This window comes from Rubritalea marina DSM 17716, assembly GCF_000378105.1.
GTDB classification, from domain to species: domain Bacteria; phylum Verrucomicrobiota; class Verrucomicrobiia; order Verrucomicrobiales; family Akkermansiaceae; genus Rubritalea; species Rubritalea marina.
The window spans coordinates 12158-35639 of sequence record NZ_KB899268.1 but is presented as its reverse complement, the minus strand read 5'-3'; the positions used below and the strand labels follow the sequence as shown (position 1 = coordinate 35639).

The 23482-nt window shown below is 54.1% G+C and carries 22 protein-coding genes and 2 tRNA genes; 19 read left to right on the top strand and 5 right to left on the bottom strand.

Annotated elements, in window-relative coordinates; genetic code table 11:
• Positions 1-92 precede the first annotated feature (92 nt).
• From F454_RS0113150 to F454_RS0113095, 12 genes are all read left to right on the top strand, one after another.
• The gene (locus F454_RS0113150; protein ID WP_205619045.1) at positions 93-1736 is read left to right on the top strand and encodes a SurA N-terminal domain-containing protein; all 1644 of its coding nucleotides are present in this window, start codon (positions 93-95) and stop codon (positions 1734-1736) included.
• 80 nt (positions 1737-1816) lie between these two features.
• Complete coding sequence (locus F454_RS0113145; protein WP_018971121.1) at positions 1817-2158, top strand: hypothetical protein; 342 nt, start codon at positions 1817-1819, stop codon at positions 2156-2158.
• Positions 2159-2203: 45 nt separating this feature from the next.
• Positions 2204-3781 (top strand): class I tRNA ligase family protein, encoded by a 1578-nt coding sequence (locus F454_RS0113140; RefSeq protein ID WP_018971120.1) that lies wholly within the window; start codon positions 2204-2206, stop codon positions 3779-3781.
• A gap of 31 nt (positions 3782-3812) precedes the next feature.
• Entirely contained in the window at positions 3813-4562 is a 750-nt protein-coding gene (locus F454_RS0113135; protein WP_018971119.1) for an inositol monophosphatase family protein, read from the top strand.
• A 15-nt stretch (positions 4563-4577) separates the two neighbouring features.
• The gene (locus F454_RS0113130) at positions 4578-5033 is read left to right on the top strand and encodes a hypothetical protein (protein WP_018971118.1); all 456 of its coding nucleotides are present in this window, start codon (positions 4578-4580) and stop codon (positions 5031-5033) included.
• Complete coding sequence (locus F454_RS0113125; protein ID WP_018971117.1) at positions 5017-5337, top strand: DUF3817 domain-containing protein; 321 nt, start codon at positions 5017-5019, stop codon at positions 5335-5337. Before F454_RS0113130 ends, F454_RS0113125 begins: the two co-directional genes overlap by 17 nt.
• 50 nt (positions 5338-5387) lie before the next feature.
• Positions 5388-5654: a DUF1844 domain-containing protein gene (locus F454_RS15260; RefSeq protein ID WP_018971116.1), complete on the top strand. Its 267-nt coding sequence runs from the start codon at positions 5388-5390 to the stop codon at positions 5652-5654.
• A 26-nt stretch (positions 5655-5680) separates the two neighbouring features.
• Positions 5681-6460 carry a 3-deoxy-8-phosphooctulonate synthase gene (gene kdsA / locus F454_RS0113115; protein ID WP_018971115.1) on the top strand — a complete coding sequence of 260 codons (780 nt, stop codon included), beginning with the start codon at positions 5681-5683 and terminating at the stop codon, positions 6458-6460.
• A complete protein-coding gene (locus tag F454_RS0113110) occupies positions 6453-7847 on the top strand; it encodes an LptA/OstA family protein (protein WP_018971114.1) in 1395 nt (464 codons plus the stop codon). The genes kdsA and F454_RS0113110 overlap by 8 nt, the downstream gene beginning before the upstream one ends.
• A 79-nt stretch (positions 7848-7926) precedes the next feature.
• Positions 7927-8670: an LPS export ABC transporter ATP-binding protein gene (lptB, locus tag F454_RS0113105; protein ID WP_033368028.1), complete on the top strand. Its 744-nt coding sequence runs from the start codon at positions 7927-7929 to the stop codon at positions 8668-8670.
• 44 nt (positions 8671-8714) lie between these two features.
• Positions 8715-9299, top strand: a complete 585-nt coding sequence (gene hpf / locus F454_RS0113100; protein WP_018971112.1) for a ribosome hibernation-promoting factor, HPF/YfiA family — start codon at positions 8715-8717, stop codon at positions 9297-9299.
• A gap of 201 nt (positions 9300-9500) precedes the next feature.
• Entirely contained in the window at positions 9501-11027 is a 1527-nt protein-coding gene (locus F454_RS0113095; RefSeq protein ID WP_018971111.1) for an arylsulfatase, read from the top strand.
• A 35-nt stretch (positions 11028-11062) separates the two neighbouring features.
• Here the strand turns inward: F454_RS0113095 and F454_RS0113090 are convergent, their stop codons facing one another.
• From F454_RS0113090 to trpE, 3 genes are read right to left on the bottom strand one after another with little or no spacing between them, the layout of a single operon-like run.
• The gene (locus F454_RS0113090; RefSeq protein WP_018971110.1) at positions 11063-12328 is read right to left on the bottom strand and encodes a hypothetical protein; all 1266 of its coding nucleotides are present in this window, start codon (positions 12326-12328) and stop codon (positions 11063-11065) included.
• Positions 12329-12343: 15 nt separating this feature from the next.
• Positions 12344-12907, bottom strand: a complete 564-nt coding sequence (locus F454_RS0113085) for an anthranilate synthase component II (RefSeq protein ID WP_018971109.1) — start codon at positions 12905-12907, stop codon at positions 12344-12346.
• Positions 12908-12924: 17 nt separating this feature from the next.
• Positions 12925-14601, bottom strand: coding sequence for an anthranilate synthase component I (gene trpE, locus F454_RS0113080; protein WP_018971108.1), 1677 nt, complete (start codon positions 14599-14601; stop codon positions 12925-12927).
• Here trpE and F454_RS0113075 point away from each other — a divergent pair.
• Positions 14591-15199 carry a 3'-5' exonuclease gene (locus tag F454_RS0113075; RefSeq protein WP_156817288.1) on the top strand — a complete coding sequence of 203 codons (609 nt, stop codon included), beginning with the start codon at positions 14591-14593 and terminating at the stop codon, positions 15197-15199. The two genes, trpE and F454_RS0113075, sit on opposite strands and share 11 nt — an antisense overlap.
• A 95-nt stretch (positions 15200-15294) precedes the next feature.
• On the opposite strand, the gene F454_RS16440 is transcribed toward F454_RS0113075, so the two are convergent.
• Positions 15295-15387: transfer RNA gene (locus tag F454_RS16440), tRNA-Sec, on the bottom strand.
• A gap of 245 nt (positions 15388-15632) precedes the next feature.
• Here F454_RS16440 and rpoN point away from each other — a divergent pair.
• Both rpoN and F454_RS0113065 read left to right on the top strand, forming a co-directional pair.
• Positions 15633-17027, top strand: coding sequence for an RNA polymerase factor sigma-54 (gene rpoN / locus F454_RS0113070; RefSeq protein WP_018971106.1), 1395 nt, complete (start codon positions 15633-15635; stop codon positions 17025-17027).
• Between the two features lie 169 nt (positions 17028-17196).
• A tRNA-Lys gene (locus F454_RS0113065) sits at positions 17197-17269 on the top strand.
• Between the two features lie 115 nt (positions 17270-17384).
• On the opposite strand, the gene F454_RS0113060 is transcribed toward F454_RS0113065, so the two are convergent.
• Positions 17385-18527 carry an FG-GAP repeat domain-containing protein gene (locus F454_RS0113060; RefSeq protein ID WP_205619044.1) on the bottom strand — a complete coding sequence of 381 codons (1143 nt, stop codon included), beginning with the start codon at positions 18525-18527 and terminating at the stop codon, positions 17385-17387.
• 253 nt (positions 18528-18780) lie between these two features.
• On the opposite strand from F454_RS0113060, the gene rpsU reads away from it, so the two are divergent.
• From rpsU to F454_RS0113040, 4 genes are all read left to right on the top strand, one after another.
• Positions 18781-19032, top strand: coding sequence for a 30S ribosomal protein S21 (gene rpsU / locus F454_RS0113055; RefSeq protein WP_018971104.1), 252 nt, complete (start codon positions 18781-18783; stop codon positions 19030-19032).
• A gap of 148 nt (positions 19033-19180) precedes the next feature.
• The gene (locus F454_RS0113050; RefSeq protein ID WP_018971103.1) at positions 19181-19933 is read left to right on the top strand and encodes an ABC transporter permease; all 753 of its coding nucleotides are present in this window, start codon (positions 19181-19183) and stop codon (positions 19931-19933) included.
• Between the two features lie 24 nt (positions 19934-19957).
• The gene (locus tag F454_RS0113045; RefSeq protein WP_018971102.1) at positions 19958-21505 is read left to right on the top strand and encodes a motility-associated ABC transporter substrate-binding family protein; all 1548 of its coding nucleotides are present in this window, start codon (positions 19958-19960) and stop codon (positions 21503-21505) included.
• Positions 21506-21524: 19 nt separating this feature from the next.
• Positions 21525-23468, top strand: coding sequence for a DUF4340 domain-containing protein (locus F454_RS0113040; protein WP_018971101.1), 1944 nt, complete (start codon positions 21525-21527; stop codon positions 23466-23468).
• Positions 23469-23482 lie beyond the last annotated feature (14 nt).

Below are 23482 nucleotides of genomic sequence, written 5' to 3'. Positions count from 1 at the left end.
CTGCAGCACCTACAAGATTCATCAATCTCATTTCAAGCCCGCACCATGCGGGCCAAAACTGATAGCAACGCCTACAGATCATGATCGAAAACATGCGTAAATACACCGGCCTGATGGTCGTCGTTCTCGTCCTACTCGCAGCAGGACTCATTCTCACCATGAAGCCTGGTGGCTCTGGTGGTGGAGCTGGATCCAACTTCATGTCCGTGAATGGCCAAGCCATCGACCGACTAGCCTACAGCAAGCTCGGCGGCAACGCCATCTCCGCAACCCAACTCTTCGGCCAGTCGCAAAACTTCAACGACTTCTTCAAACTTAGTGAATTTGTTCGCTCGCTTTCCGGCAGCGCCCTCAGCGAAGAACAACAACGCCTCAACTTCGTCACCAACCGTCTGTTGCTCCAACAAGCTAGCGAAAAACTAGGTCTCTATTCCTCACCTGAAGTCGCCCAACAATTCATCCAGGACAACATGTTCCAAGGCCGTGACGGCACCTTCGACCCCAAAGCCTACGCAGAATACATCAACACTCTAGACCGCGCCGTCGGCATGAAAGAGCGCGAGTTCGAGCAACTCGTCGCTGAATACATCGTCTTCACCAAAGTCCGCGACCTCGTAGCCGGCGGCCTCGAACTCGACCCAAAAGTCGCCATCGCCGAGGACCAACTCGCACGCCAGACTATCCAAACCAGCACCGTGGACTTCAAGATCCTCGACTTCGCTAAAGAAATCAAACCTAGTGAAGAAGAAGTCAAAGCCTACTGGGAAACTCACAAGGATCGCTACAAAACCCAGCGCCTTCTCAAACTCAGCTACGTCCTCACCAACCTCTCCGATGCAGACGAGCCAAAGCGCCCGAGTCCTAACCCAGAGATGAGCCCAGAAGAAGTCTCAAAGCAAACACTCGAGTACCAAACCAAGCACGCAGAGTGGACCAAAAACCGTAAAGAACACACGAAGGTGCTCACCAAGATGTTCTCAGACTTCATCGACAGCGTGCAGGACTCCGAAGGCCAGACCTTCGACCAAGCTGCCACAATCGTCAAAGAAAATGGCGGCGCCGACTTCCAAGTCGCCACCACCGAAGCATTCGCCATCGACAACGCGCCTGCTGAACTCAGCAAGCTCACTCTCAAGGACGCATCTGCCCGCGCTGGCATCATCGAATCAATCTTTGCCAAAAAATTCAGCGATGAACTCATCTACAACATCGACTTCTTCCAAGTGGGGCGCGACGGCAACATCGCCATCCGCATCGACGAGGAAATCAAGCCCGCCGTCAAGTCCTTCGATGACGCAGCTGAACTCGCTCGCGAAGACCTCATCCAAGATCTCGCCAACAAAGCAATGCTCGACCACGCAGAAGCCAAGCGCAGCAAGCTCGTCGAAGCACTCGGAGCCGGTAAAAGCTTTGCCGACGCCGTTGCCGCTGAAGGCCTCGAAGCTCAGCTTCAAGCACCACTCACACAAGAATCAGCACAACAAGCCAATCCCGGACTCTTCCGCATCGCTCAAGTCACCACGGCAAATGAAATCGCCGCAACGCTCGTAGAAGCTAGCGATAGCGCACAAATCGTATTTGTAGCAGATCGCAGTCTCCAGCTCACCGGCGATGAAGCACTCAAGGAATCCCAACTCCTCGAACGCAATGCCACACAACTCAAATACATTGCATTCAACGCATGGTTGATCGAGCTCAACGAAACTGCTGAGCTCACCCTCCCACGTGTCAACTAAGCACTGCATTGCGCATACCGTTGGCCCGCGTACCTCGGTGCTCGGGCCATTTTCTTGCCAACACGCCAAACCACCTCAGCATGACTCCAGAAATTGAATCCATCTTCGACGATGCCAATGCTGAATTCGCCATTGGCGAGCTCGAAGCAGCTATCGTAGGCTACCGCAAATGCGTCGAACTCGACGCACAGTTCTTCGACGGCTGGCAAGCCCTCGGCATGGCACTCATGAAAACCGGGGCGATCAAAGAAGCCATCGGCTGTGGCCTCCAAGCCACAATCCTCGAGCCCAATGACCTGCTCGCATGGACCGCGCTCTCGCAAATGTACGTCCAAGACGGGCAAATCGCCGAAGCCGAACATGCCAAACAAAATGCCACCATCCTAGGGATTGGTGGCAAAGTAGACAAAACCCGCGATTAAGCGACCCACCTTTCTAATTTCTAAATCTCAAATTTCACATCTGAAATGTCCTACTTCATCACCACCGCCATCGATTACACCAACGGATCGCCACACATCGGCCACGCCTATGAAAAAGTGCTAGCCGACGTCCTCAATCGCTACCGCAAGCAAAAGGGCGAAAGCTCATACTTCCTCACCGGCGTCGATCAGCACGGCCAAAAAGTGCAACAGACCGCTGAAAAAGAAGGCGTGAACCCAAACACCTACGTCAAGCGTGTGACCAAAGGCTTCTCCAATGCCTGGGAAAAGCTCGGTCTCGACTACGATGGCTGGGCCGAGACCACCAACCCACTGCACAAAGAATGCGTGCAACACATTCTGCAGAAGCTCTACGACGAAGGCGCAATCTACAAAAAACAATACAAGGGATTCTACTCGATCCGTCAGGAACAATTCCTCACCGACAAAGAACGCAACGAGAACGGCGAGTTTGGCCCAGAGTGGGGACAGGTCGAAGAACGCGACGAAGAAAACTACTACTTCCGCCTCTCCGACCATGTCGCGTGGCTCAAAGACTTCGTCGCCAATAACGACGACTTCATCATCCCCGCCTTCCGCAAGACCGACGTCGTCAATGCCATCGAACGCGCTGAGGGCACCGACCTCTGCATCTCACGCCCCAAAGAGCGCCTGCGCTGGGGCATCGAGCTCCCATTCGACACCGACTTCGTCACCTTCGTCTGGTTTGACGCCCTCATCAACTACATCTCTTTCGCTGGCTACCTCAAGCCAGAAGGCTCCGCTCTACCGAACTTCGAAGAGCTCTGGCCAGCCAACCTCCACATCATCGGCAAGGACATCCTAGTCCCCTCACACTCCATCTACTGGCCCTGCATGCTCAAGGCCATGGGCTTCTCCGATGAGCAAATGCCCAGCCTCCTCGTTCACGGCTGGTGGAACATCAAATCAGACGATGGCTCAGAAAAGATGTCCAAGTCCCTAGGCAACGTCGTTGACCCGGTCAACCTCGTGGAGCAATTCGGCGCCGATGCCGTGCGCTATTACCTCGTGCGCGACATCCACACCGGCCGCGATTCCGACTACGACATCGAGCGTCTCGTCATGCTCTTCAATACCGAGCTCGCCAACAACCTGGGCAACCTCTGCAACCGCGCACTCAACATGACCAAGCGCTACTGCGGCGGCCTCACTACCGAGTCTAGCTTCGACGACGCATCCTGCCAGGAACTGCGCGCCTCGCTCGAAGGCTGCGTGGCCAAATACCGTGAACACATGGACCAACACGCCCCATCCCACGCACTTGAGGCCGTGATTGGCTTCATCACCAGCGCCAACGTCTTCGCAGAGCAGCACAAACCATGGGAAATTGCCAAAGACGAAACCAAGACCGAACAAGTCAATGCCGTGCTCAACCACATGGTGGAAGTCGTGGCCATCGCCTCAGTACTCCTCAAGCCATTCATCCCGGCTGCCTGCGAGCGCATCCAGACTCAACTCAAGGCACCGCAGCTTGCGCAGCTCACACTCGACCAACTCCAATGGGGACTCATCCCAACCGGCCATGAGGTGGCCAAACCAAAACCAGTTTTTCCTCGCATTCAGCTAGAAAAACCTGAGTAATGGTCTAAATCCCAGCCCACACCCCATAGTCATGACCTACATCGAAGCAGCAGTCGCAGCAGTCAAAGCATCCGCCGACCTCATCATGGGGAGCTTTGGCAAGGAACTCAGCGTCGATGAAGCCAAGCACCATGACATCAAGCTGGCACTCGACCGCGAATCTCAAGACCTCATCACCAGCATCCTGCTCAAGGAATTCCCCGACCACGCGCTCTACGGCGAGGAAGGGATCGCCGGGAATCAGGACTCAGACTACCAGTGGATTGTCGACCCGATCGACGGCACGGTGAACTACTTCTACGGGATCCCGCATTTCTGTATTTCGGTGGCCCTGCGCCACCATGGGGAAATCATCCTCGGCGTGATCTTCGATCCAGTAGCCAAGGAGCTCTGGACCGTGGAACAAGACGGCCCAGCCTTCCTCAATGGCGAAGTGATCCAGGCCTCGCCGCGCACCAAGCTAGAGGAGTCGATCCTCTACGTAGGCTGTGGCAAGACGGAAAAAGCGATGGAGACCGGCCTGCCACGCTTCAAGCGCGCCTCACTACGCGCTCGCAAGATGCGCATGATGGGCTCCGCCGCCCTCGCCACCGCATACGTCGCCACTGGCCGCCTTGATGCCTATGTCGAAGCACGCATTTCGCTTTGGGACATCGCTGCAGGCAAACTCCTCATTGAAGCCGCAGGCGGCGTGGTGGAACTGCAGCCGATCGAAGGCAGCGACGACGCCTACAGCATCATCGCCAGCAATGGCAAGATCCCCATCGAAGAGATCCTCTAGCCCATAGCCCGCAGCATGCACACCCACTCACGCATTCTCATTCTAGCCGTAGCGAGCTCCCTGCTCGCGCTGCTCAGCTCCTGCACCGAGCCCAATCTCGGAAGCGAAAACACCTACAGCCACCAGGTGCCCAAGAGCGCTCCCAACCTACAGGTCCAATACGGAAAAGCCGTGAGCCTCACCCCCGGCTCACTTGCGCAATTCCCTGACTTCCGCATCAGTATCGAAAGCACCACACAAGTCGGTGCGGATCACCTTGCGAAAGTCGCCGGTGAACACTACAAGTACCGCGTCACCGACAAGCAAAATCAGGTGCTCGGCCACATCATTCTCACCCCAGAGAACCTCAAAACCCCCAGACAATTCAGCATCAACAACAAGCAGTTCAACATCCTCAGGAATGCCGGACGCTACAGCATCACCATCCAGAAACCAGCACACTACCTCGCCAGCAATGAGTCAGTTCTTTAACCACGCCATCGGCCGCCTCCGCCTCATCAGTATCCTAGAGGCACTTTCATACATCTACCTGCTCTATTGCTCGATTTACCTCAAGCGCATGCTAGGCGACGCCGAAGCGATCCGCATCCCCGGGATGATTCACGGGTTACTCTTCTGCGTCTACTGTGTCACACTCTTCCAGGCCACAGAAGCCGGTAAATGGTCACTCAAAAAAGCATTCCTCTACTTTCTAGCCTCCCTGGTGCCTATTGTTCCCTTCTTTCTAGAACCGAAACTTAAGCGCGAACAACTCGCTTCCAATCAGGCGAATTAACTCGCCACTTCAGCACCATCATTGCATAATCTCGCACTCCACACCGAACCATGGCAAACGCAACAAATATCGACCCGCGCTTCTACGACTTCGTCCTACTCCAAGCCCAGAACGCCGGTCTTTTCCTCGGCCAACTCCCCAACCCAGCAACTGGTGCAAAAAGCGTCAACCTAAAGGCCGCCAAATCAGTACTAGACTCCCTCACCATGCTCAAAGACAAGTCCCAAGGGAACCTCTCTGGTGAAGAGATCGAACTACTCCAAAAAGCATTGGAAAACCTCACCCGACTCTACGCAGACGCTGAAGCACTCGGCTAACCCAAACTTTCTAACTCAACGCAATCATGAACCAACCATTTTACATCCTCGGTCCCTGCGGCCTCGAAAGCGAAGAATTCGCGTGGGACATGGCGAAAGCCATCAAAGAAATCGCAGACCGTCTCGGCATCGAGTGGTACTTCAAAGCTTCCTACGACAAAGCAAACCGCACCTCCGGCGACGCATTCCGAGGCCCAGGCGTCAAAGAAGGCACACGCATCCTTGGCGAAATCTCCCGCAACTTGGGGGTGAAAGTCACCACCGACATCCACAACCCACAAGATGCCGAAATCGCCGCAGAACACATCCACCTACTTCAAATCCCAGCCTTCCTCTGCCGCCAAACTGACCTGCTCGAAGCGTGCGCCAAAACTGGACGCTCGGTAAACGTCAAGAAAGGCCAATTCCTCGCACCATGGGACACCGTCAACATCGCCAAAAAAATGCAAGGCTTTGGCTGTGATGACTACTACCTCACCGAGCGCGGTGTCTCCTTCGGATACAACAACCTCGTAGCAGACATGCGATCACTCTACTGGATGAAGGAAGAAGGCATCCGAGTGATCTTCGATGCCACGCACTCCGTGCAGCGCCCAGGCGGCCTCGGCGGCGCCACCGGTGGCGACGGCGTGCTCGCCCCTGTACTCGCCCGTGCCGCAGTGGCGACGGGTGTCGACGGAGTCTTCATGGAAGTTCACTCCAACCCCGCAGAAGCACTCTCTGATGGGCCGAACCAAATCCCGCTCGACGAAATCGAAGCGGTCCTCACCAAGCTGAACGCCGTGCACCAAGCGGCCCATGGCTAGGCTGGCACACGCCCCGCAACCATGCGGGGCTGGACTTCTCACACTCCTCCAAATGCCTCGTTCTGTCGTCACCACTCTAGGATTGAGCCTATGCTTCTCCGGCCTTAGCGCCCTGCAAGCTCAGGACGACGGAACTCAGAGCACCGTCCCCGCCATGAAGGTGCTCCCCGTCGGCAGCAGCCTCCACGGTGTCACCGTCCCGCGCTTCGACAAAGACTACCAAAAGACCTCCTTATTCGAGGCCTATCAGGTCAACATCCTCGAACAACAACGCATGCGCGGCTTCGATGTCGACCTCACCTTCTACACCAAGGTCGACTTCCCCACCAAGATCCACCTCAATACCGCGCTGTATTTTGAGACAAGCGGCCTCGTGCACAGCAACCAAAACTTGCGCATTCACGCCAAGCAATACGACATTGCAGCACAGGGGCTCCTGCTCGATAGCACCGAACGCTACGGCCTGCTACTCGGCAACACCCAATCGATTTTCTACACCGAACCCGCTACCGAACCAGCCACGCAGCCCTCGGCAGCCACACCTAGCAATGAGCCCCAACAGGCCCCAAGCTCCACCAAAGCAACCCATGAGACCATGAGCCCATCCGCCAAGAAAGCCTCACTCGTAGCCGCCACCGTCGCATCCACCATCCCAGCACTGCTCACGGCCGAAGAACTCCAAGAAATCGACCAACTCGCTCAAAGCTCAGAAGCTCAAATTGAGGTCGTCGATTCCCAAGCTCGTTCTGAAAATGCTGACACTCTCAAGCAAAGCAATGCCCTAGACGCTCGCAAGCAAGACCACCAAAGCACCCTCGTCAATGCCACCCAGCAAAGCACCGAAGTCACCCAAGAACCAGAAACTCTCGTCGCTCGCAACAATGCATCCACCCCAGTGCAAATCAACTGCGACGACGGCATGTACTTCGACGCCTTCAATGGCATCGCCATTTATCAAAAAAATGTCGTGGTCACCCACCCGATCTACAAGTTGACCTGCTCAGATGAGCTCAAACTCATCCTCCAGGCAGATGACGGCACCAGCTACATCAAACCAAATACCGAGAACCCCGACTCGATGGTCACCCCAGAGACCCAAAATATGTCTCGCTTCAAACAATTACACAAAGCCATCGCCATTGGCGACGTCGTCATCAACGCCGTCGACAGCGAAGGCAAACCTATTCTCGCTCAGGCACCTATCGCCACATACGACGCCACCACCGGAATTGTCATCCTCAAAGGGAACCAAAGTTTTGTCCAACAAGGTGACACTATTGCTCGCATTCTTTCAAATTCTGGGTATATTAAATTGTTACCTGACATGAGTGTTCGTATGCACGGCAAGCATGAAGTGAAAACCAACCTAGACGAGCTACAAGATTAATAGCACACTGAACACAATGCAGACCCAAATCACGAGTTCACACTCAACAAGCAAGGGAAGCCAAGACACGACGCTCAGCATGCGTACCGGAGATCGCGTGATCCTCCGTGCTGAGAACTTAAAGAAGGTCTACAACGGCCGTGCGGTCGTGAATGGTGTCAGTATGTATGTGAGCGATGGAGAAATCGTCGGTCTCCTCGGCCCCAATGGTGCAGGAAAAACCACCACCTTCTACATGATCGCGGGCCTCGTCCCGCCAAATGACGGCATCGTATCCTTCGCCGGCAAAGAAATCACCAAAATGCCCATGCACAGACGTGCTCAGATTGGCATGGGCTACTTGCCGCAGGAAGAAGCAATCTTCCGCAAAATGACCGTCCAAGAGAACCTCCTTTCCGTGCTAGAGACACGCCGCGACCTCAAGCGCAAAGCGCGCCTCGAACGTGCCGAACAATTGATGGAGCGCTTCCGTATTACCAAGCTGCGCGACTCCCTCGCCATGACCCTCTCAGGCGGAGAAAAACGCCGACTCACGATCGCCCGCAGCCTTTGCAGCGATCCTAAAATCCTGATGCTCGATGAACCGTTCGCGGGCGTCGACCCAAAAGCCGTGGAAGCAATCCACACCATCGTACGTGAACTACGTGACGAAGATGGTCTTTCCATCCTCATCACTGACCATCACGTGCGCGAGACTCTCAAGATCGTAGATCACGCCTATGTTATGGACGATGGTCAAACGATTATCGAGGGCACTGCTGACCAGATCGCCAATGACCCACTCGCCAAGAAGCATTATCTTGGTGATGACTTTACGATCTGATCTCAGCAAAAACCAAAACCAAACGAAAGGACCCAATAAATACGATGCAAACACAAAATGTAAACCCACCGATCAATATTGTAGTTCGTCATGAGACAATTACTGATTCGATTCGCGAATTCGTTGAAAAGAAGATCGGAACCCTGCATCTGGATTACCCCAAAATTATAGAAGCGAGGGCCGTTCTAGACGTCAAAAAGAACCGCCATGTCGCAGAGATCATCCTCTTCTGCGCCAATCACATCACCATCGACGCTTCGACTGAAGATCAAGACATGTACGCAGCCATCGACGCCACAATCTCCAAGATTGCGCGTAGAATGCGGAAACATAAAACCAGGCTCCTGAAAAAATACAGAACCAAGCCTGAAGACACCATCAAACACCTCGACGTCAAAGTATTCTCACAGGATATTCTGGACACACTTCCGGCAGAAACTACCGAAGATCCAGAACCATTCATCATCCACAGAGAAGCTGCCAAACTCAAGGTGCTCTTTAAGGAAGAAGCCATCATGGAGCTCGAGCTCTCTGATCGCCCATTCCTCGTCTACACCAATGCCAGACGCAATGTCCTGCAGATCGTGTACAGACGCCCCGATGGCGACTACGCCATCATCGAGCCATAAGCCCACAGGGCTTGCCCGAACACACCAAACTCATTCAGCGACACACAGCCTCCGCTTCCAACGAAGCGGAGGCTTTTTTGCTGCCGGCACGCAGCAGCGAACACGGGTTCAATTCATGATTGCCAGACTCCAATCATTGAGACTATATTGACAGTTGTTAGTTTCGCATCTCTGCGACTCACACCATCAAACCCATTGCTTATGAAACTCCTACTCCCTCTCCTGCTCATTGTGGCATCGGCCCTAAGCACTTCAGCCAAGACCGAGACCCCTCCCCCCAATATTCTCATCATTCTCACCGATGACGTTGGCTTACTCAACATCGGAGCCTACCACCGTGGCTTGATGAGCAGTAAGACCCCTAACATTGACCGATTAGCCAAGGAGGGCATGTTATTCACCGACTACTATGCGCAACCTACCTGCACAGCTGGCCGCTCGGCGATGCTCACGGGTCAGTTTCCCGTCCGTACTGGCATGCACACCGTCGGCCTACCGGGCGCCCCAATAGGCCTGAGCCCCGATACCCCCACCCTCCCGGAGTTACTCCGCGAGCTCGGTTACCGCACAGGACAGTTTGGCAAAAACCACTTGGGTGACCGTGATGAATTTCTCCCAACAATGCATGGCTTCGATGAGTTCTGGGGATGGCTCTACCACCTCAACGCCATGGAATACACCTCTGACCCAGAATTCCCGAAAACAGAAGAGGCCAAGCGCTTCGCCCCACGCAACGTGGTTCATTGTTGGGCAACTGGTGATGGCACCCAGAAAATCGAAGACGATGGCCCACTTCCCCCCAAGCGGATGCAGACAGTCGACGACGAAGTCAACAAGCACACCCTCAAATTCATCCGCGATTCCGTGGAACAAAAGACGCCGTTCTTTGTCTGGCACTGCCCATCCAGAGCGCACGTCTGGACCCACCTTTCTCCAAAGTACAAAGCCATGCTTGGCAAGGATGGCCAAGGGCTCCAAGAAGTCGTCATGCGTGACCTCGATGACCACGTCGGTGAAGTTCTGGATGAGCTCGACAAGCTCGGGGTCGCAGACAATACCATCGTGATTTTCTCTGCGGACAATGGCCCAGAAATCCTCACCTGGCCAGATGGTGGCATGACCCCATTCCGCAGTGAGAAAGGCACCACCTGGGAAGGCGGAGTGCGCGCGCCCATGCTGCTTCGTTGGCCTGAAAAGGTGGAAGCTGGATCCATCAACAATGGCATCATCGACGCCATGGATCTACTCCCCACACTCGTCAATGCAGCCGGTGGCCCAGAGGATCTAAAAGCACAATTACTCACTGGATACAAAGGTCACAAAGCCCACCTCGATGGCTACAACCAAATCCCAATGCTCACAGGCCAGGGCCCCTCCAACAGAAAAGAGATCCTCTACTACGAACGCACTACCTTGCAGGCGGTACGATACGGCGACTGGAAAGCACATTTCATCGTGCAAAATGAAGGTTGGTCAGGCGCCAAGGAAGAACTTACCGCCCCACTCTTGTTCAACCTCCGCCAAGACCCACTCGAAAGAGCTGCTGACGAATCCGGCATGTACATCGAATGGATGGGCAAAAAAATGTGGGCATTCGGGCCAGCACAAATGATCGTCCAAAAACACCTCAAGACATTCGAAGAATGGCCAGCACCGACACCGGCTGCAGCGAAAAATGCAGAACGATTGGAAGACAAGCTAGACAGCCCGTCTGGAGTGGGCCAATAGAAGTAACTCGGCACACCATGAGGCTCTAGCAGCCCTCATTCTTCCAGCATACACGGCACCAGGATTCCGTCCTTCATGCCGTGTATTTTCTTTTTATCAGACGGCACGATCGTAGCCAATATCCCCGAGAGCTCGGTATACCCTGATCGGTCTGTGAAGTAATACGGGCAGAGACGCACGCGACCCTGCATCAACTTCACCTCCCCGGTCTCGGCATCAAAGTACGGGTGCTCAACCACGCGCCCAGCGTGAAACTCCTGCATCAACCACGGCTGCGAGCCATGCTGTTCGAGTGCCGTATCAATCGTTTCCTGCCAATCGTCTTTCGACATGTCGTGGCCAATGGCCACGCTCTTCGAGCCCCAAGCCAACTCGCTGAAGCCACTGATCTTCACCACAAGTTCACGTTGCTTTTGGCTCAATTGAGCCACCTCATCCCATGAGTGCACATCCAGTCGTGGGAGTGCCGCGTGTGGTGGTAATGGCTGTGGATCGATCACCCAAGAAAATGGCACCACATCGCGCACCGCATTGAGATGGCTATGTCGCATCATCCCCTCCCACAGCGGCCGCAACGCTGGAGACCACAAGAGGGCAAGCCAGAGCTTCTCTTCCAAATGCGGCTTACACGGAGAGGTCAGGTTCGCTTGAGCTGCCCAATCCTTAGCCGCTGAAATATTCTCCCAATCGAACCACTCGAAAAAACGATAGGCATCTGAACCATCCGGGACTGCAGTCTCCGCTGTCTCCACGCGAAACCCTTCACCAAGTTGCGAGGCCAGCCACTCCATCTCCGGACGGTAGTCAGCGGATTCCTCAGAAACCAAAATCCGCCCCCCCTCAGGCATGAGCTTCTTGAAGCCCTCAGGCATGCCATCGCGGCCGCCCACCACATCAAATCCATGCTCCGTGTACAGCTGACTCAGCCAAGTCGTGATCCCCATACCACCGGGCACCGAGTCGAGCTCAGTCAGCGCAAAGCCATCGTCCGTGAGGATGAGGTCGGGCCGAATCACGCGCGGGCGCAACTCCTGAAACTCAGGCGCAGACTGTTGCTGCAGCATCCATTCTGGCTTCCCTGCGTCAAGCAATTGCGCCACCCACGGCGCTACCGATCCACGCTTTGAACGCTGGTACAAACTATCGCTAGCACGCTGAAATTGGGACAACACATGACCCAACGACTTGATCTTTCGCAGCTCACGCTTGCTCAAGGAAAATGGCTTGGGTGAAAATAACCAAGATTGCCCGTCGCGCAGACCCGCGTGGGGCAAACTCGCTATCGCATCATCGTAATTCACGCGCCAATCCAGTCACTAAAGTTTGAGAAAATTCGACAGCATCTCGCGGCCGTGCTCGGTGAGAATCGACTCAGGGTGGAACTGCACACCATGCACTTCGAATTCCTTGTGTCGTAGCCCCATGATCACGCCATCTGCCGTCTCAGCAGTGATCTCTAGACAATCCGGTAGCGTATCGCGCTTCACCACCAATGAATGGTAGCGAGTCGCAGTGAACGGGCTTGGTAGACCATCAAAGACACTCATCCCTTGGTGTTGGATCGGTGAGGTCTTGCCATGCATCAACTTCTCAGCACGCACCACATCCCCACCAAAGACTTGGCCAATACTCTGGTGGCCAAGACAGACCCCAAAGATTGGAATCTTGCCAGCAAAGTGCTCGATCACCGCACAGCTGACCCCCGCCTCAGTCGGCGTGCATGGCCCCGGGGAAATACAAATGTGGCTTGGCGCCAGTTCCTCGATCTCCTCAATGGTGATCTGGTCGTTGCGCACCACCTTCATTTCCTGCCCCAACTCGCCAAAATACTGCACGAGGTTGTAGGTGAATGAGTCGTAATTATCGATAACTAAAAGCATGTCTGAATCTCTCCGCGTTATGCGTTGCTTGAAATGGTTTTAGCGAGTTCAACAGCACGCAGCATGCCCGTCGCTTTATTCCGAGTCTCCTCGTACTCGTAGGTAGGGTTGGAATCCGCTACCACGCCTGCTCCAGCCTGAACGTATGCTTTCTCGTCCTTTAGCAAACAGGTGCGCAGCGTGATACAGCTGTCGTGACTCCCATCCCAACCAAAGTACCCAACCGCTCCAGAATAGGTAGACCGCTTGTTCTTCTCCAAGCTATTGATGATTTGCATCGCACGAATTTTCGGCGCACCACTCACGGTCCCCGCAGGGAAGGTAGAGCGTAGCACATCGTAGGCGCTGTGGCCCTCTGCCAATTCGCCATGTACGTTAGACACAATATGCATCACGTGGCTGTAGCGCTCCACAATCATGAAATCATCCACCGTGACACTCGCCTTCTTCGCAATACGCCCCACATCGTTCCGTGCAAGATCCACCAACATCAAATGCTCAGAACATTCCTTAGCATCAGCCAGCAGATCAGCCGCAAGAGCATCATCTTCCTCAGCTGACTTCCCTCTCCAGCGGGTACCCGCAATCGGACGAATGTCGATGCGACCATTGATGGAACGCACATGCACTTCTGGAGAACTCCCCACCAGGGCAAACCCATCAAGCTGAAGGATAAACATGTAGGGTGATGGATTCACATGGCGCAGCGCGCGGTAGAGATCCACCGTGCTACCTTGGTAATCAGCCTCAAACCGCTGACTCGGCACAATCTGGAAAGCATCACCAGCGGCGATGTATTCCTTGGCGTCGCGCACCATCTGCTCAAATTCTTCTTGAGTCGTATTGCTCTTGATCTCTGGCTCAGGATACTCAGTGAGCCCATTCAATGGAGCCACGTGCACCTGCTCGTCCAGCTTTGCCAACCAAGCTTCAATCTTCGCCACCGCTGCCGCGTGCGCAGCCGCCGCAGAGTCGTAGTCGCTGAGCAAGGCATTCGCAATCACCAACAAGCGTCGTAGTTTGTGATCGAAAACAAGCACCGTGTCAGTGAGCATAAACACCGCATCTGGGAGATCCAACGAATCTTCTGGTTGCTCAACAATGGTCGGCTCAAATTGCTGCACCGCATCGTAGCCAAGGTAACCGACCATGCCACCGTAGAATGGTGGAAGGTCGCCGTGCTGGACTGGTTTGTACGGAGCCATGAGCTTTTCTAGCTCCGCCAGCACATCCTCTTCTGCAGTGATAAATTGTGTCTCATTGCCCATCCGCCACTCGATCTGTTTTCCATACGCGGTGTACACAGCTCGAGGATCGCTCCCTACAAAGGAGTAACGACCACCCGCATCTGTACTCTCAGCACTCTCCAACAGAAATGCACCCTTCTCATCAGCTACCTTCAAGTAGGCCGATACAGGAGTCTCAAAATCCGCTGCAAGTTGCGCATAAACAGGAACCACATTCCCGCGCTCGGCGAGACTGCAAAATTCCTCAAGTTCAGGTTTAACAGGCAAATGGTTCACGGCCTTGAGAATGCGTAGCCTCGCACAACTTGCAAGTGAGAAATGTGGCCATTCACCCAAAGAATCAACCAACACGCAACCAGCTACCACCGAGAGCTCATCACCCGCCGAGCTCACCACCAATTCATGATAGCCAGCCCCAGCGCTTTGTGCCAAAACTATGCCAGCCATGCTGATCGCCAACACCACCTTCACCGCCATTGATTTTGAATCTGCCGGTACCGCGCCAGGCAAAACCGACGCTCCAGTGCAGATCGGTACCTGCACTTGGCAGCAAAACTTAGGGTGCTCAGACACTTGGATGTCCTACATCCACACCGACCAAGACATCACCTGGGCAGCGCAAAAAGTCCACGGCATCACACACCAAGACCTCAAAGACGCCCCCAAATTCTTCCAACTTTGGCCCAGCATCAAACGCCGACTCAAAGGCGCGGCCGTCGTCGCCCACGGCCACGGCACGGAAAAACGCTTCCTCCACGCCTTCCCAGGCCACGGCTTTGGCCCCTGGATCGACACCCTCCAGCTAGCTCGATCGGCATTTCCTGACGCGCCGAGCCACTCGCTTGGTGAGCTCTGCGAAATGCTCGAACTCAGCGAGAAAGTCTCACAGCTCGTACCCCAAAAAAGCTGGCACGACGCACTCTACGACGCCGCCGCCTCGATCATCCTGCTCGAACACATCATTCAGAAATTCAAGCTAGATTCACTCGAGCTCAAGCACCTTCTACACCCAGACACCTCACTCTGGTACAAACAACGTCACTAACCAACGTCTCGACCACTGCACCACTCTCCACTCACCCTCGATTGAAGTAGTAAATACATTTTGAATACACACACCCGCAAACCCTTATAAATAAAGCGGAGAGGGAAGGAATCGAACCAACCAAGGACCATAACAGCCCCTCAACGGTTTTGAAAACCGCGGCTACCACCAGGAAGGCAACACTCTCCAATTTAATATCTTGTCTAACTGGCACTAGCGCCATGACGAAATATTCATATCGTTGATTACTTTAGGCGTCAAAAATATTCGCCAAGTAATACAGATTCAAACAAGAAATCATACCCACGTTTCACACGAATTTAAACATTGGTATAAAAACTGCTAACGATTTCATTGGGCGGATCGATCGATCTATGCTAAAGCATTGTTATGCGCGAAAAGCTAGCGCACAGCAATGATATCCTAGCACAACATGGCCGCCATCGATCTCCACCAAAATCTGAGCCAATCTCAGATACTCTCACCGCAAATGCGGCAGAGTCTTGAGGTACTCCAGGCCAACTCACTCGAACTAGGACAAATCCTCCAACAAGCCATCGTCACCAACCCAGTGTTGGAAATTGACCAAAACGATGAACAGCTCGACGACTTCCGTGAGGCTGATGCGGAGCACGACATGGAGACTCTTTCAGACCTCGACGATGACTTCCGCGAACTCCAAATCACGGAACGCCGAAGCACCAATGATGGCATTGATGACCAGGAAAAACGCGACCACCTCTACAATTCGATCGTCGCGCCAGAAACCCTACAGCAACACCTCCTGAGCCAACTCGCTCACAGCGAACACCCAGACAAGCTCAAGCAAGTAGCCACCGTACTCATTGGCTACATCAATGATCGCGGCTTCATGGAAACCTCGCTTCAGGACATCGCCCTCTCCAGCGACTTCACCCTCGAAGAGGCAGAGCGCGCTCAAGTCGCATTGCAGAACTTTGACCCACCGGGCGTCGCCGCCAATGACCTCCAAGAATCATTGATGATTCAACTCGCCAAACGTGATCTCCTCGGCAGCCTCGAATACCGCATCGTCAGCGAACACCTCGACGCCTTCGCCCGCAAACGCTTCCCCGAGATAGCCAAAGCGCTAGGAGTGAATATTGACGCCATCCACGAAGCATCACACACCATCGCTACCCTCACCCCAGATCCTGGCGCGGAGTTTGATCCCACCTCAAACCCGCACATCACACCAGACATCATCATTTACCGTGACGCCAGCCACGAGTGGGCGATCCAGCTCACCAACGCAAACATCCCAGACATCTCGATCAGCAATGCCTATAAGGACCTCATGACGAGCACCGACGACTCGTCAGCACGTCAGTATCTGCGCGACCAAATCCGCGACGGCAAAATCCTGATCCGCTCACTTTCTCAACGCCAAGACACCCTCTACAAGCTCGCGCAGCAACTCATCCTGCGCCAGAGCGACTTCCTCCTTCAGGGGATGAAAGCACTCAGGCCGATGACCATGAATGAAGTGGCTGAGGCAATCGAAGTGCACCCAGCCACAATCTCACGCGCCGTCGCGGCTAAATACATCCAAACTCCACACGGGCTTATCGAACTCCGCTCATTCTTCACCAGCGGCTACACCACGGAGTCCGGCCAGCAGGTCTCCAACACAGGAATTCGCGACACCATCCAAAAGATGATTGCCGAAGAATCCCCGAAAAAACCACTCTCGGATTCGGCAATTGAAAAAACTCTCAAGGAACAAGGAGTGAAAATCGCCAGACGCACGATCGCCAAATATCGCGACCAACTTGGCATCTTGCCCAGCCACCTTCGCAAGTCATTCTAGCCCCGAGGCAAAACCCAGTGATCCACAATCGATTAGCAAACAGCACAGTCGATTCCCTCACCGGGACGATAGAAAAAATCTAAAAAAACTCGAAGTTTCTTCTTGTCAGCCACCAGCTACCAGCGTATGTCTCTGCCCGCACCGAAAGGAGCACCAATCACCAACAAATGCGCAGATAGCTCAGTTGGTAGAGCAGTTGGCTTTTAACCAATTGGTCCTGGGTTCGAGTCCCAGTCTGCGTACTTTTAAACCAAAAAGGCCGTCCTTAACCAGGACGGCCTTTTTGGTTTAAACAACCGAGACAAAAACAAAAGACACAACCACAAGCGGAGGATCAAAAGGTGAATCACATCCGCATCACTTCGCTCCACCTAGGTTCTCGTACCAAACCACATTCTTGCTGGCTCTGCCTGCATTGAGCAAGTCGAGATCACCATCTCCGTCCATATCAATCGAGCGGAGGTCGTAGCTTTCTTGATCGGAGTCAATTTCGTGGATGGCGAACTGGGCAGTTCCATCATTTTCGTACCAGCGCAGCGACTTATTCCCGTAGCCACAGCTGGCAACATCAAGATCACCATCATTGTCGAAGTCCCCCACATCAAGACTGTGTGGATCTTCAATACCCGGATCGATCACATGCAACGTCCAGGCTGGATTCTCAAACCACAACACCCCAGCCGAGTGCCCACGCGATGCCACCCAGTCGACCTTTCCATCGCCATTGAGGTCGGCCGGCACGATATTGGTGGCAGCGAGTTGCTCTTCAGCTAAGAGCGTCTTCCTCCACGCGCCCTGCACGCCATCCGCTCCGGGGTTAGTCCAAAAGGCAAACCAATTACCCCCTTTGAAGGGATCCCCCTTAGCGCCCACCGCAATTTCCTTCCACCCATCGCCGTCCACATCGGCAGCCCCCATGTAGTGCGAACCACCAAAAGCATCCTGGTCGGCAAAGACGAAGCGATGCCACTGCGGCGCCAGGTGAGGCTTCTCTGGCACCTTGAACCATGCCATAGATCCTTTGAGCCCTTGCTCGGGTTCAAAATTGTTGATCACCAGGTCCTGCTTTCCATCGTTATCGATATCGCTGGCCAGCAAGCAATGGATGCCAGTGATCTCGTGGTCGATCATACGCATCTCCCAAGGCTTGGCACTCAGCGCCCCAGCCCCTGGGTTCTCCAGCCAAAACGGATGGTCGTGCGCATCCGAGCCAGCCCAGTCGAGGTCACCGTCGCCATCCACATCAAGCACCGCGCTGTGAATACAACGCATGTTCGTTGCCTTCAGCTGATGAATCACCAAGGGCTTCCAATCTGGGGCAAGCAACAAGACCACCTTGCCCGCCACACCAGCTATCACATCCTGAAGACCATCTTCATTCGCATCGAGCGCCACTGCCGTCAGGCACATCCCACCGTCCATCACCGTGTGTTTTTTCCACGATACTTCTGAGGCCATCGCCCCCACAGCTGTCACCATGCAAATCCATCCACTATTCATGTCAGGCTCATCCATACAAAACCCTAGGTCACCACGGCAAGCGCGATCAGTTGCAATGTCTATAGTCGAACAAGCTTCACACCTTTCGATCACAAGGCCCCTCAACGACTTAAGCACCGCCGGTCTCCTCCCCGCCAATCCCCATCACCATACAAGCAACATTTTTTCCCTCACAAGCTTGACAGCTGAGTAATTCCTGCGTAGCGTCCGCGCCCGACCTGTTTTATTAACAACACATTCTTTTTTACAAACCATGCGTGGAGTATCAATCAACAAAGGTGAGCCAGTAGATCGCGCTCTCAAGCGTCTCAAGACAATGCTCGACAACGAGGGCATCCTCGAAGAAATGCGCCGCCGTCGCGCATTCGAAACAACCGTTCAGCGTGCACAGCGCAAAGCTCGTTCCGCTTCTAAGCGTAACCGCCAGCGTTTCCGCTACACAAGCCCAACACAAGACGCAGCAGCTCTGGCAGCTCGTGAGGCTCGCAACGCAGCCAACGCATAAGCAACCCTGACATCAGGTCAACGATTTACGGCATCCTTCTCTCGAAGGATGCCTTTTTTGTTTCTACGAAATGAGCAAATGAAATCCGCTCATTTTAGCACTTGGATTACTATCAGTTTCCCAGTACCACAGTGGCCAAGCTCATCCTATGCGCACCTTATTCATCCTCTACAAGAAAGAACTCAAACACTTCCTAGGCACGCCCTTCGGATGGATTGTTTTGGCATTTATTGTCTTGTTGCAAGGTTTCTCGCTCACATCGGTACTTGAGCAATATGAGAAATCACCTGTCCAGGTGAACCTGCTATTCTCGTGCCTATCCACTCCCATTTTTTGGTTCTACTTCATTTTCATCTTCCCGCTCATCACGATGAAGCAATTTGCTGAAGAGGAACGCAGCGGCACCCTAGAGTCTTTGATGACGGCACCAGTCACCACTTGGCAGGTCGTTTTCTCAAAGTACCTTTCCAGTTACACATTTTATCTCGTTCTCTGGCTGCCTCTTATCCTACACCTCAAAGTATTCACCTGGGTCACTGGAGCCCTCCCCCCTGTCACGCTCTCTGAAACCGTAGGAGCGCTGGGCATTCTCACCCTAGCTGGCGCCTTCTTCACCGCAATCGGCATTCTAGCCTCTGCGCTGACATCCAGCCAAATCATCGCAGCCATCATCACCTTCGGCAGCCTCATCTTCATCGTCTTCATGGGGCTCATCCCCAGTATCGCTGGCGATAGCTTCCAAGGCGCCGTGGTCTTCCACTACATCTCTGTGCACGAGCACATCGCCTACTTCTCACGCGGACTCATCGACCTACGCCCGATTTGTTTCTACCTAAGCATGAGCCTGCTTACCTTGCTCGTGACACACCACATTGTCGACTTCCGCCGCTGGAAGTACTAAGGCGACTCACGACCCTCTACCACCATGTCTGACACTGGCGAATCTAGTAAAGCAAAGACCATCAACCGCTTCAGCCTCGGCAGCGCGGCCATTTTTCAGGTGGCTCTCGCGTTTTTGGCTGTGGTGCTCTTGAACTTTCTATCCTGCACCAATCACAAGCGCTTCGACCTCTCGCGCCACACCGACTTCAGCCTCGCTGAGACAAGCATCCAGTACCTACAAAGCCCAGCGGTCAAAGAACGCTCACAGCCGATCAAAATCGTTGCTGTGGTCAAACAAAGCTCCCCCTACTACCTACGTATCAAGGCTCAGCTGGAGAACTACCGCCGCCAATCCAACAATGCGATCGTCGTAGAACACATCGACCCGCTCCACGACCGCGATCGCTTACTCGAATTCAGCACAACCTACCAGCGCAAGATCGCCACAGAAAGCATCCTGATCGATGCCCGTGACTCGCTCGAAGGCGATGAGGGAAGCGACCTCGTCAAACACATCCGCAGCTTCCCAGTAGACGCACTCTTCACAGAAGAAGTGGATCGCTTCAACAAGCACTACATCTCAAGCTGGAATGACGAAGCAGTCATCACCACCAGTCTCGTGAGCGCGGTCGAAGGCACGCCACGTAAGTTCTACTTCATCGTCGACAAAGCACGTATCGACGAACAAACCAAAGGCACTCCAGCATGGAAAAACTTCCAACGCATGCTCAATGAGCAAAACATCGAGCTCCTCCCCATTCAAATCTCAAGCATCAAAAAGATTCCCGACGATGCTGAGGGGCTTGCCATCATTGGCCCTGCCTTTGATTTTGATAAACAAGAGATCGCCGTACTCAACGAGTACTGGGACCGCAATTCCGCTAGCATTTTCATCACTTTGGACCCCAATGCCAAACTCAAAAATCTGAAGCGCTTCCTCCGTGAATACGGCATCACCCCACTCGACAACCGCATCCTCAGCACCAACCCACTCGGCAAAACACTCACCGCAGCCCGCGCCTTTTTCACTCAGGGCCCAGAAGCCACCATCGGTCTAGCCCATCAATCTACCAGATTTGACGGCCCGAGCATGGGACTCGAAATACAAAACAACAACGACCGCCTCGCAATCCGCAACATCAATCCCTTCCCACTCGTCCAAGCTGCCGACGGCTGGTGGGGCGAAAGCCGCTACACCGAGCCCAACCCAAACTTCGACCCACGTGAAGACCAAGGCATCATCGAAGGCGCCGCCAATCCCACCCCTGCATTCATCTCAGGCGCCGTGGTACGAGGGCTAGAAAATAACGACACCACGGCACCTCTCACCTCACGCATGATCGTGATTGGCAATACAGACTTCCTCCGCCCAGAGAACGATCGTGAGGAAATCAACCAATTCCTCAACTCCAGTATCAACTGGCTGGCTGGCCGCCAAGCCCTGATCGGCGTCCCGCCAAAATCTGTGATGCGCCAAAAAATCACCATCGAGCCAAAGAACAAGTCACTCATCGACCAGATCACTCTCATCTACCTTCCCTTTGGACTCCTCTTGATTGCCTTGATCTTCTGGAATAGCCGCAGAAACTAACACCACGCACTACGGCCCATTGAAGACCATCGCCACCATCTTTCTGATCCTGATCACCGTGGCTCTCGCCACGATCAGCCTTGTGCAGCTTGGCCGCATCGACAGCCCCAGCGCCTACTTTGCAAGCGAAGCAAGTGTGCCCAATGGACAACGACTCTTCCCCAGCAAAGTCCAAACCACCACCCAAATCTCTATCACTGGCAGTGAAATCCCAAACTTCCAGTTCGACTTCGACCCCAGCAATGGCCTCTGGTTTGGTTCCAGCCCATGGCAAGACCGTGCCGACGGCCCCATGGTCATCGACAAGCTACTACGCTTCGCCCTCACCACCGAAGTCATCGACTCGATGCCATCCACCCAAAAGGACCTCAAAGCTCTGGGCTTCTCGGATGACACCATCAAAGTCACGCTCAGCGACAGCACTGGAAACACCATCACCAGCTTCAGCATTGGCAAATCCTCCGCGTGGCTTCATCAAGATGAGGAAGATGAGGAAAAATTCCTCCCCTCGATCTACATCCGCCCGCATCAGCCCGGCCTTAGCGATCACATCTACCTGTGCTCCGACCCCAGCGAAAACCTCAGCAACCTCTTCGACGAACAACTCGCTAAATTCCGTGACCCGCGCGCCTTCGCACTCAACCTCCAAGACCTCAAAGAAATCCGACTCAATCAAAGCCAGTCAGACATCATCCTAGCGCGCGAAAACACCGCCAGCGCCTGGCGCATCACCAAACCGCTGGAGCTCGCCACCGACAAACAAGCAGTAGTCGATTACCTCACCAACCTCTCAAAGATCGAAGCCATCGCATTGCACCAGCCTGAGGACGTCCCCCTCCCAGAGAACCCACGCGTCACAGAAATCGGAATCAGCAATTTCTCCAGCGACGAAGAAGTCGTCCTCACCATCTACCAAGCAGCCCAGACAGCTTCCACCTGCTTCGCCACCATCAGCAATCGCCCCGTCGTCATGGTCTTGCCCCTCATTGCCACGGAAAGCACCTCCAACTACATCACCCAGCTGCCCAAATCCATCAACGCGCTGCGCTCACGTACGATTCTCGATTGGGATGCCCAACAACGCGCCGAGCTCCGCTCCATCATCATTCGCTCCCCGCAGTCCTATGCAGAGCCTGTCATCGTCGCTCGCGAACCCAAGGGCCGCTTCAAACTCCTACGACAAGGACGGCCAGAAGAAGACATCGACGAATCAACTTTAGCAGACTTCCTGAAGGTTGTGACGAGCATGCCAATCAAAGACTTTTCCAGCGATGCTGCCACCGACTTCAGCCCCTACGGGCTCGACGAACCACAGATGATCATCGATTTCCTCAGCTTCCACGAAGCTCCTACCCGTCTGCGCATCAGCACCGTACACGGCACTGAGGATGACGGCACCCCGACATCACAACATTATGCCAACCTCCAAGGCTCCCCGGTTGTCTGGGAACTCAGCTCAGAGTTTGTGGCCGAAATCCCCAATCGCACCTGGAACTGGCTACCAAAAACAATCTGGACACTCCCAGTCATCGACATCGTAGAATTCACCGCCCAGCAACGCGGAAAAGCCAAACTCTCAGTACAGTACGACTTTATCGCAGATAGCTTCACTGGCCAACTAGGGGATCGCGACGTCAGCGAACGAATCAACCCGAACCGCGCCAAGTTCTTCCTCAATGAATGCCACCAGCTTACCGCCTTCCGGAGACTCAGTCCCCAGGACCCAAATGCCCTCAAGGCATTGGCGAATGCCAATTTCGAGGTTACTATATCAGTACAAGAATACGACAATGAGGGCAATCCTGCCGATATCACCCGATACACCTTGCTCCTCGCACCCGCCACATCATCACGCAGTAGCGCCTTCTTCTATGCACAAGCAAGTAACCAAGAAGGCATCTTCGTCATCGGCACAAGCACTCTCAAAAAGCTTGCCGCACTCGACATCTTCGACGATGACTAATGCACCATCACGCC

Excerpts from the sequence above, each read along its gene's own strand:
- F454_RS0113150 (WP_205619045.1), top strand. The coding sequence starts at position 93 with ATGCGTAAATACACCGGCCTGATGGTCGTCGTTCTCGTCCTACTCGCA.
- F454_RS0113145 (WP_018971121.1), top strand. The coding sequence starts at position 1,817 with ATGACTCCAGAAATTGAATCCATCTTCGACGATGCCAATGCTGAATTC.
- F454_RS0113140 (WP_018971120.1), top strand. The coding sequence starts at position 2,204 with ATGTCCTACTTCATCACCACCGCCATCGATTACACCAACGGATCGCCA.
- F454_RS0113135 (WP_018971119.1), top strand. The coding sequence starts at position 3,813 with ATGACCTACATCGAAGCAGCAGTCGCAGCAGTCAAAGCATCCGCCGAC.
- F454_RS0113130 (WP_018971118.1), top strand. The coding sequence starts at position 4,578 with ATGCACACCCACTCACGCATTCTCATTCTAGCCGTAGCGAGCTCCCTG.
- F454_RS0113125 (WP_018971117.1), top strand. The coding sequence starts at position 5,017 with ATGAGTCAGTTCTTTAACCACGCCATCGGCCGCCTCCGCCTCATCAGT.
- F454_RS15260 (WP_018971116.1), top strand. The coding sequence starts at position 5,388 with ATGGCAAACGCAACAAATATCGACCCGCGCTTCTACGACTTCGTCCTA.
- kdsA (WP_018971115.1), top strand. The coding sequence starts at position 5,681 with ATGAACCAACCATTTTACATCCTCGGTCCCTGCGGCCTCGAAAGCGAA.
- F454_RS0113110 (WP_018971114.1), top strand. The coding sequence starts at position 6,453 with ATGGCTAGGCTGGCACACGCCCCGCAACCATGCGGGGCTGGACTTCTC.
- lptB (WP_033368028.1), top strand. The coding sequence starts at position 7,927 with ATGCGTACCGGAGATCGCGTGATCCTCCGTGCTGAGAACTTAAAGAAG.
- hpf (WP_018971112.1), top strand. The coding sequence starts at position 8,715 with ATGCAAACACAAAATGTAAACCCACCGATCAATATTGTAGTTCGTCAT.
- F454_RS0113095 (WP_018971111.1), top strand. The coding sequence starts at position 9,501 with ATGAAACTCCTACTCCCTCTCCTGCTCATTGTGGCATCGGCCCTAAGC.
- F454_RS0113085 (WP_018971109.1), bottom strand. The coding sequence starts at position 12,907 with ATGCTTTTAGTTATCGATAATTACGACTCATTCACCTACAACCTCGTG.
- F454_RS0113075 (WP_156817288.1), top strand. The coding sequence starts at position 14,591 with ATGCCAGCCATGCTGATCGCCAACACCACCTTCACCGCCATTGATTTT.
- trpE (WP_018971108.1), bottom strand. The coding sequence starts at position 14,601 with ATGGCTGGCATAGTTTTGGCACAAAGCGCTGGGGCTGGCTATCATGAA.
- rpoN (WP_018971106.1), top strand. The coding sequence starts at position 15,633 with ATGGCCGCCATCGATCTCCACCAAAATCTGAGCCAATCTCAGATACTC.
- F454_RS0113060 (WP_205619044.1), bottom strand. The coding sequence starts at position 18,527 with ATGAATAGTGGATGGATTTGCATGGTGACAGCTGTGGGGGCGATGGCC.
- rpsU (WP_018971104.1), top strand. The coding sequence starts at position 18,781 with ATGCGTGGAGTATCAATCAACAAAGGTGAGCCAGTAGATCGCGCTCTC.
- F454_RS0113050 (WP_018971103.1), top strand. The coding sequence starts at position 19,181 with ATGCGCACCTTATTCATCCTCTACAAGAAAGAACTCAAACACTTCCTA.
- F454_RS0113045 (WP_018971102.1), top strand. The coding sequence starts at position 19,958 with ATGTCTGACACTGGCGAATCTAGTAAAGCAAAGACCATCAACCGCTTC.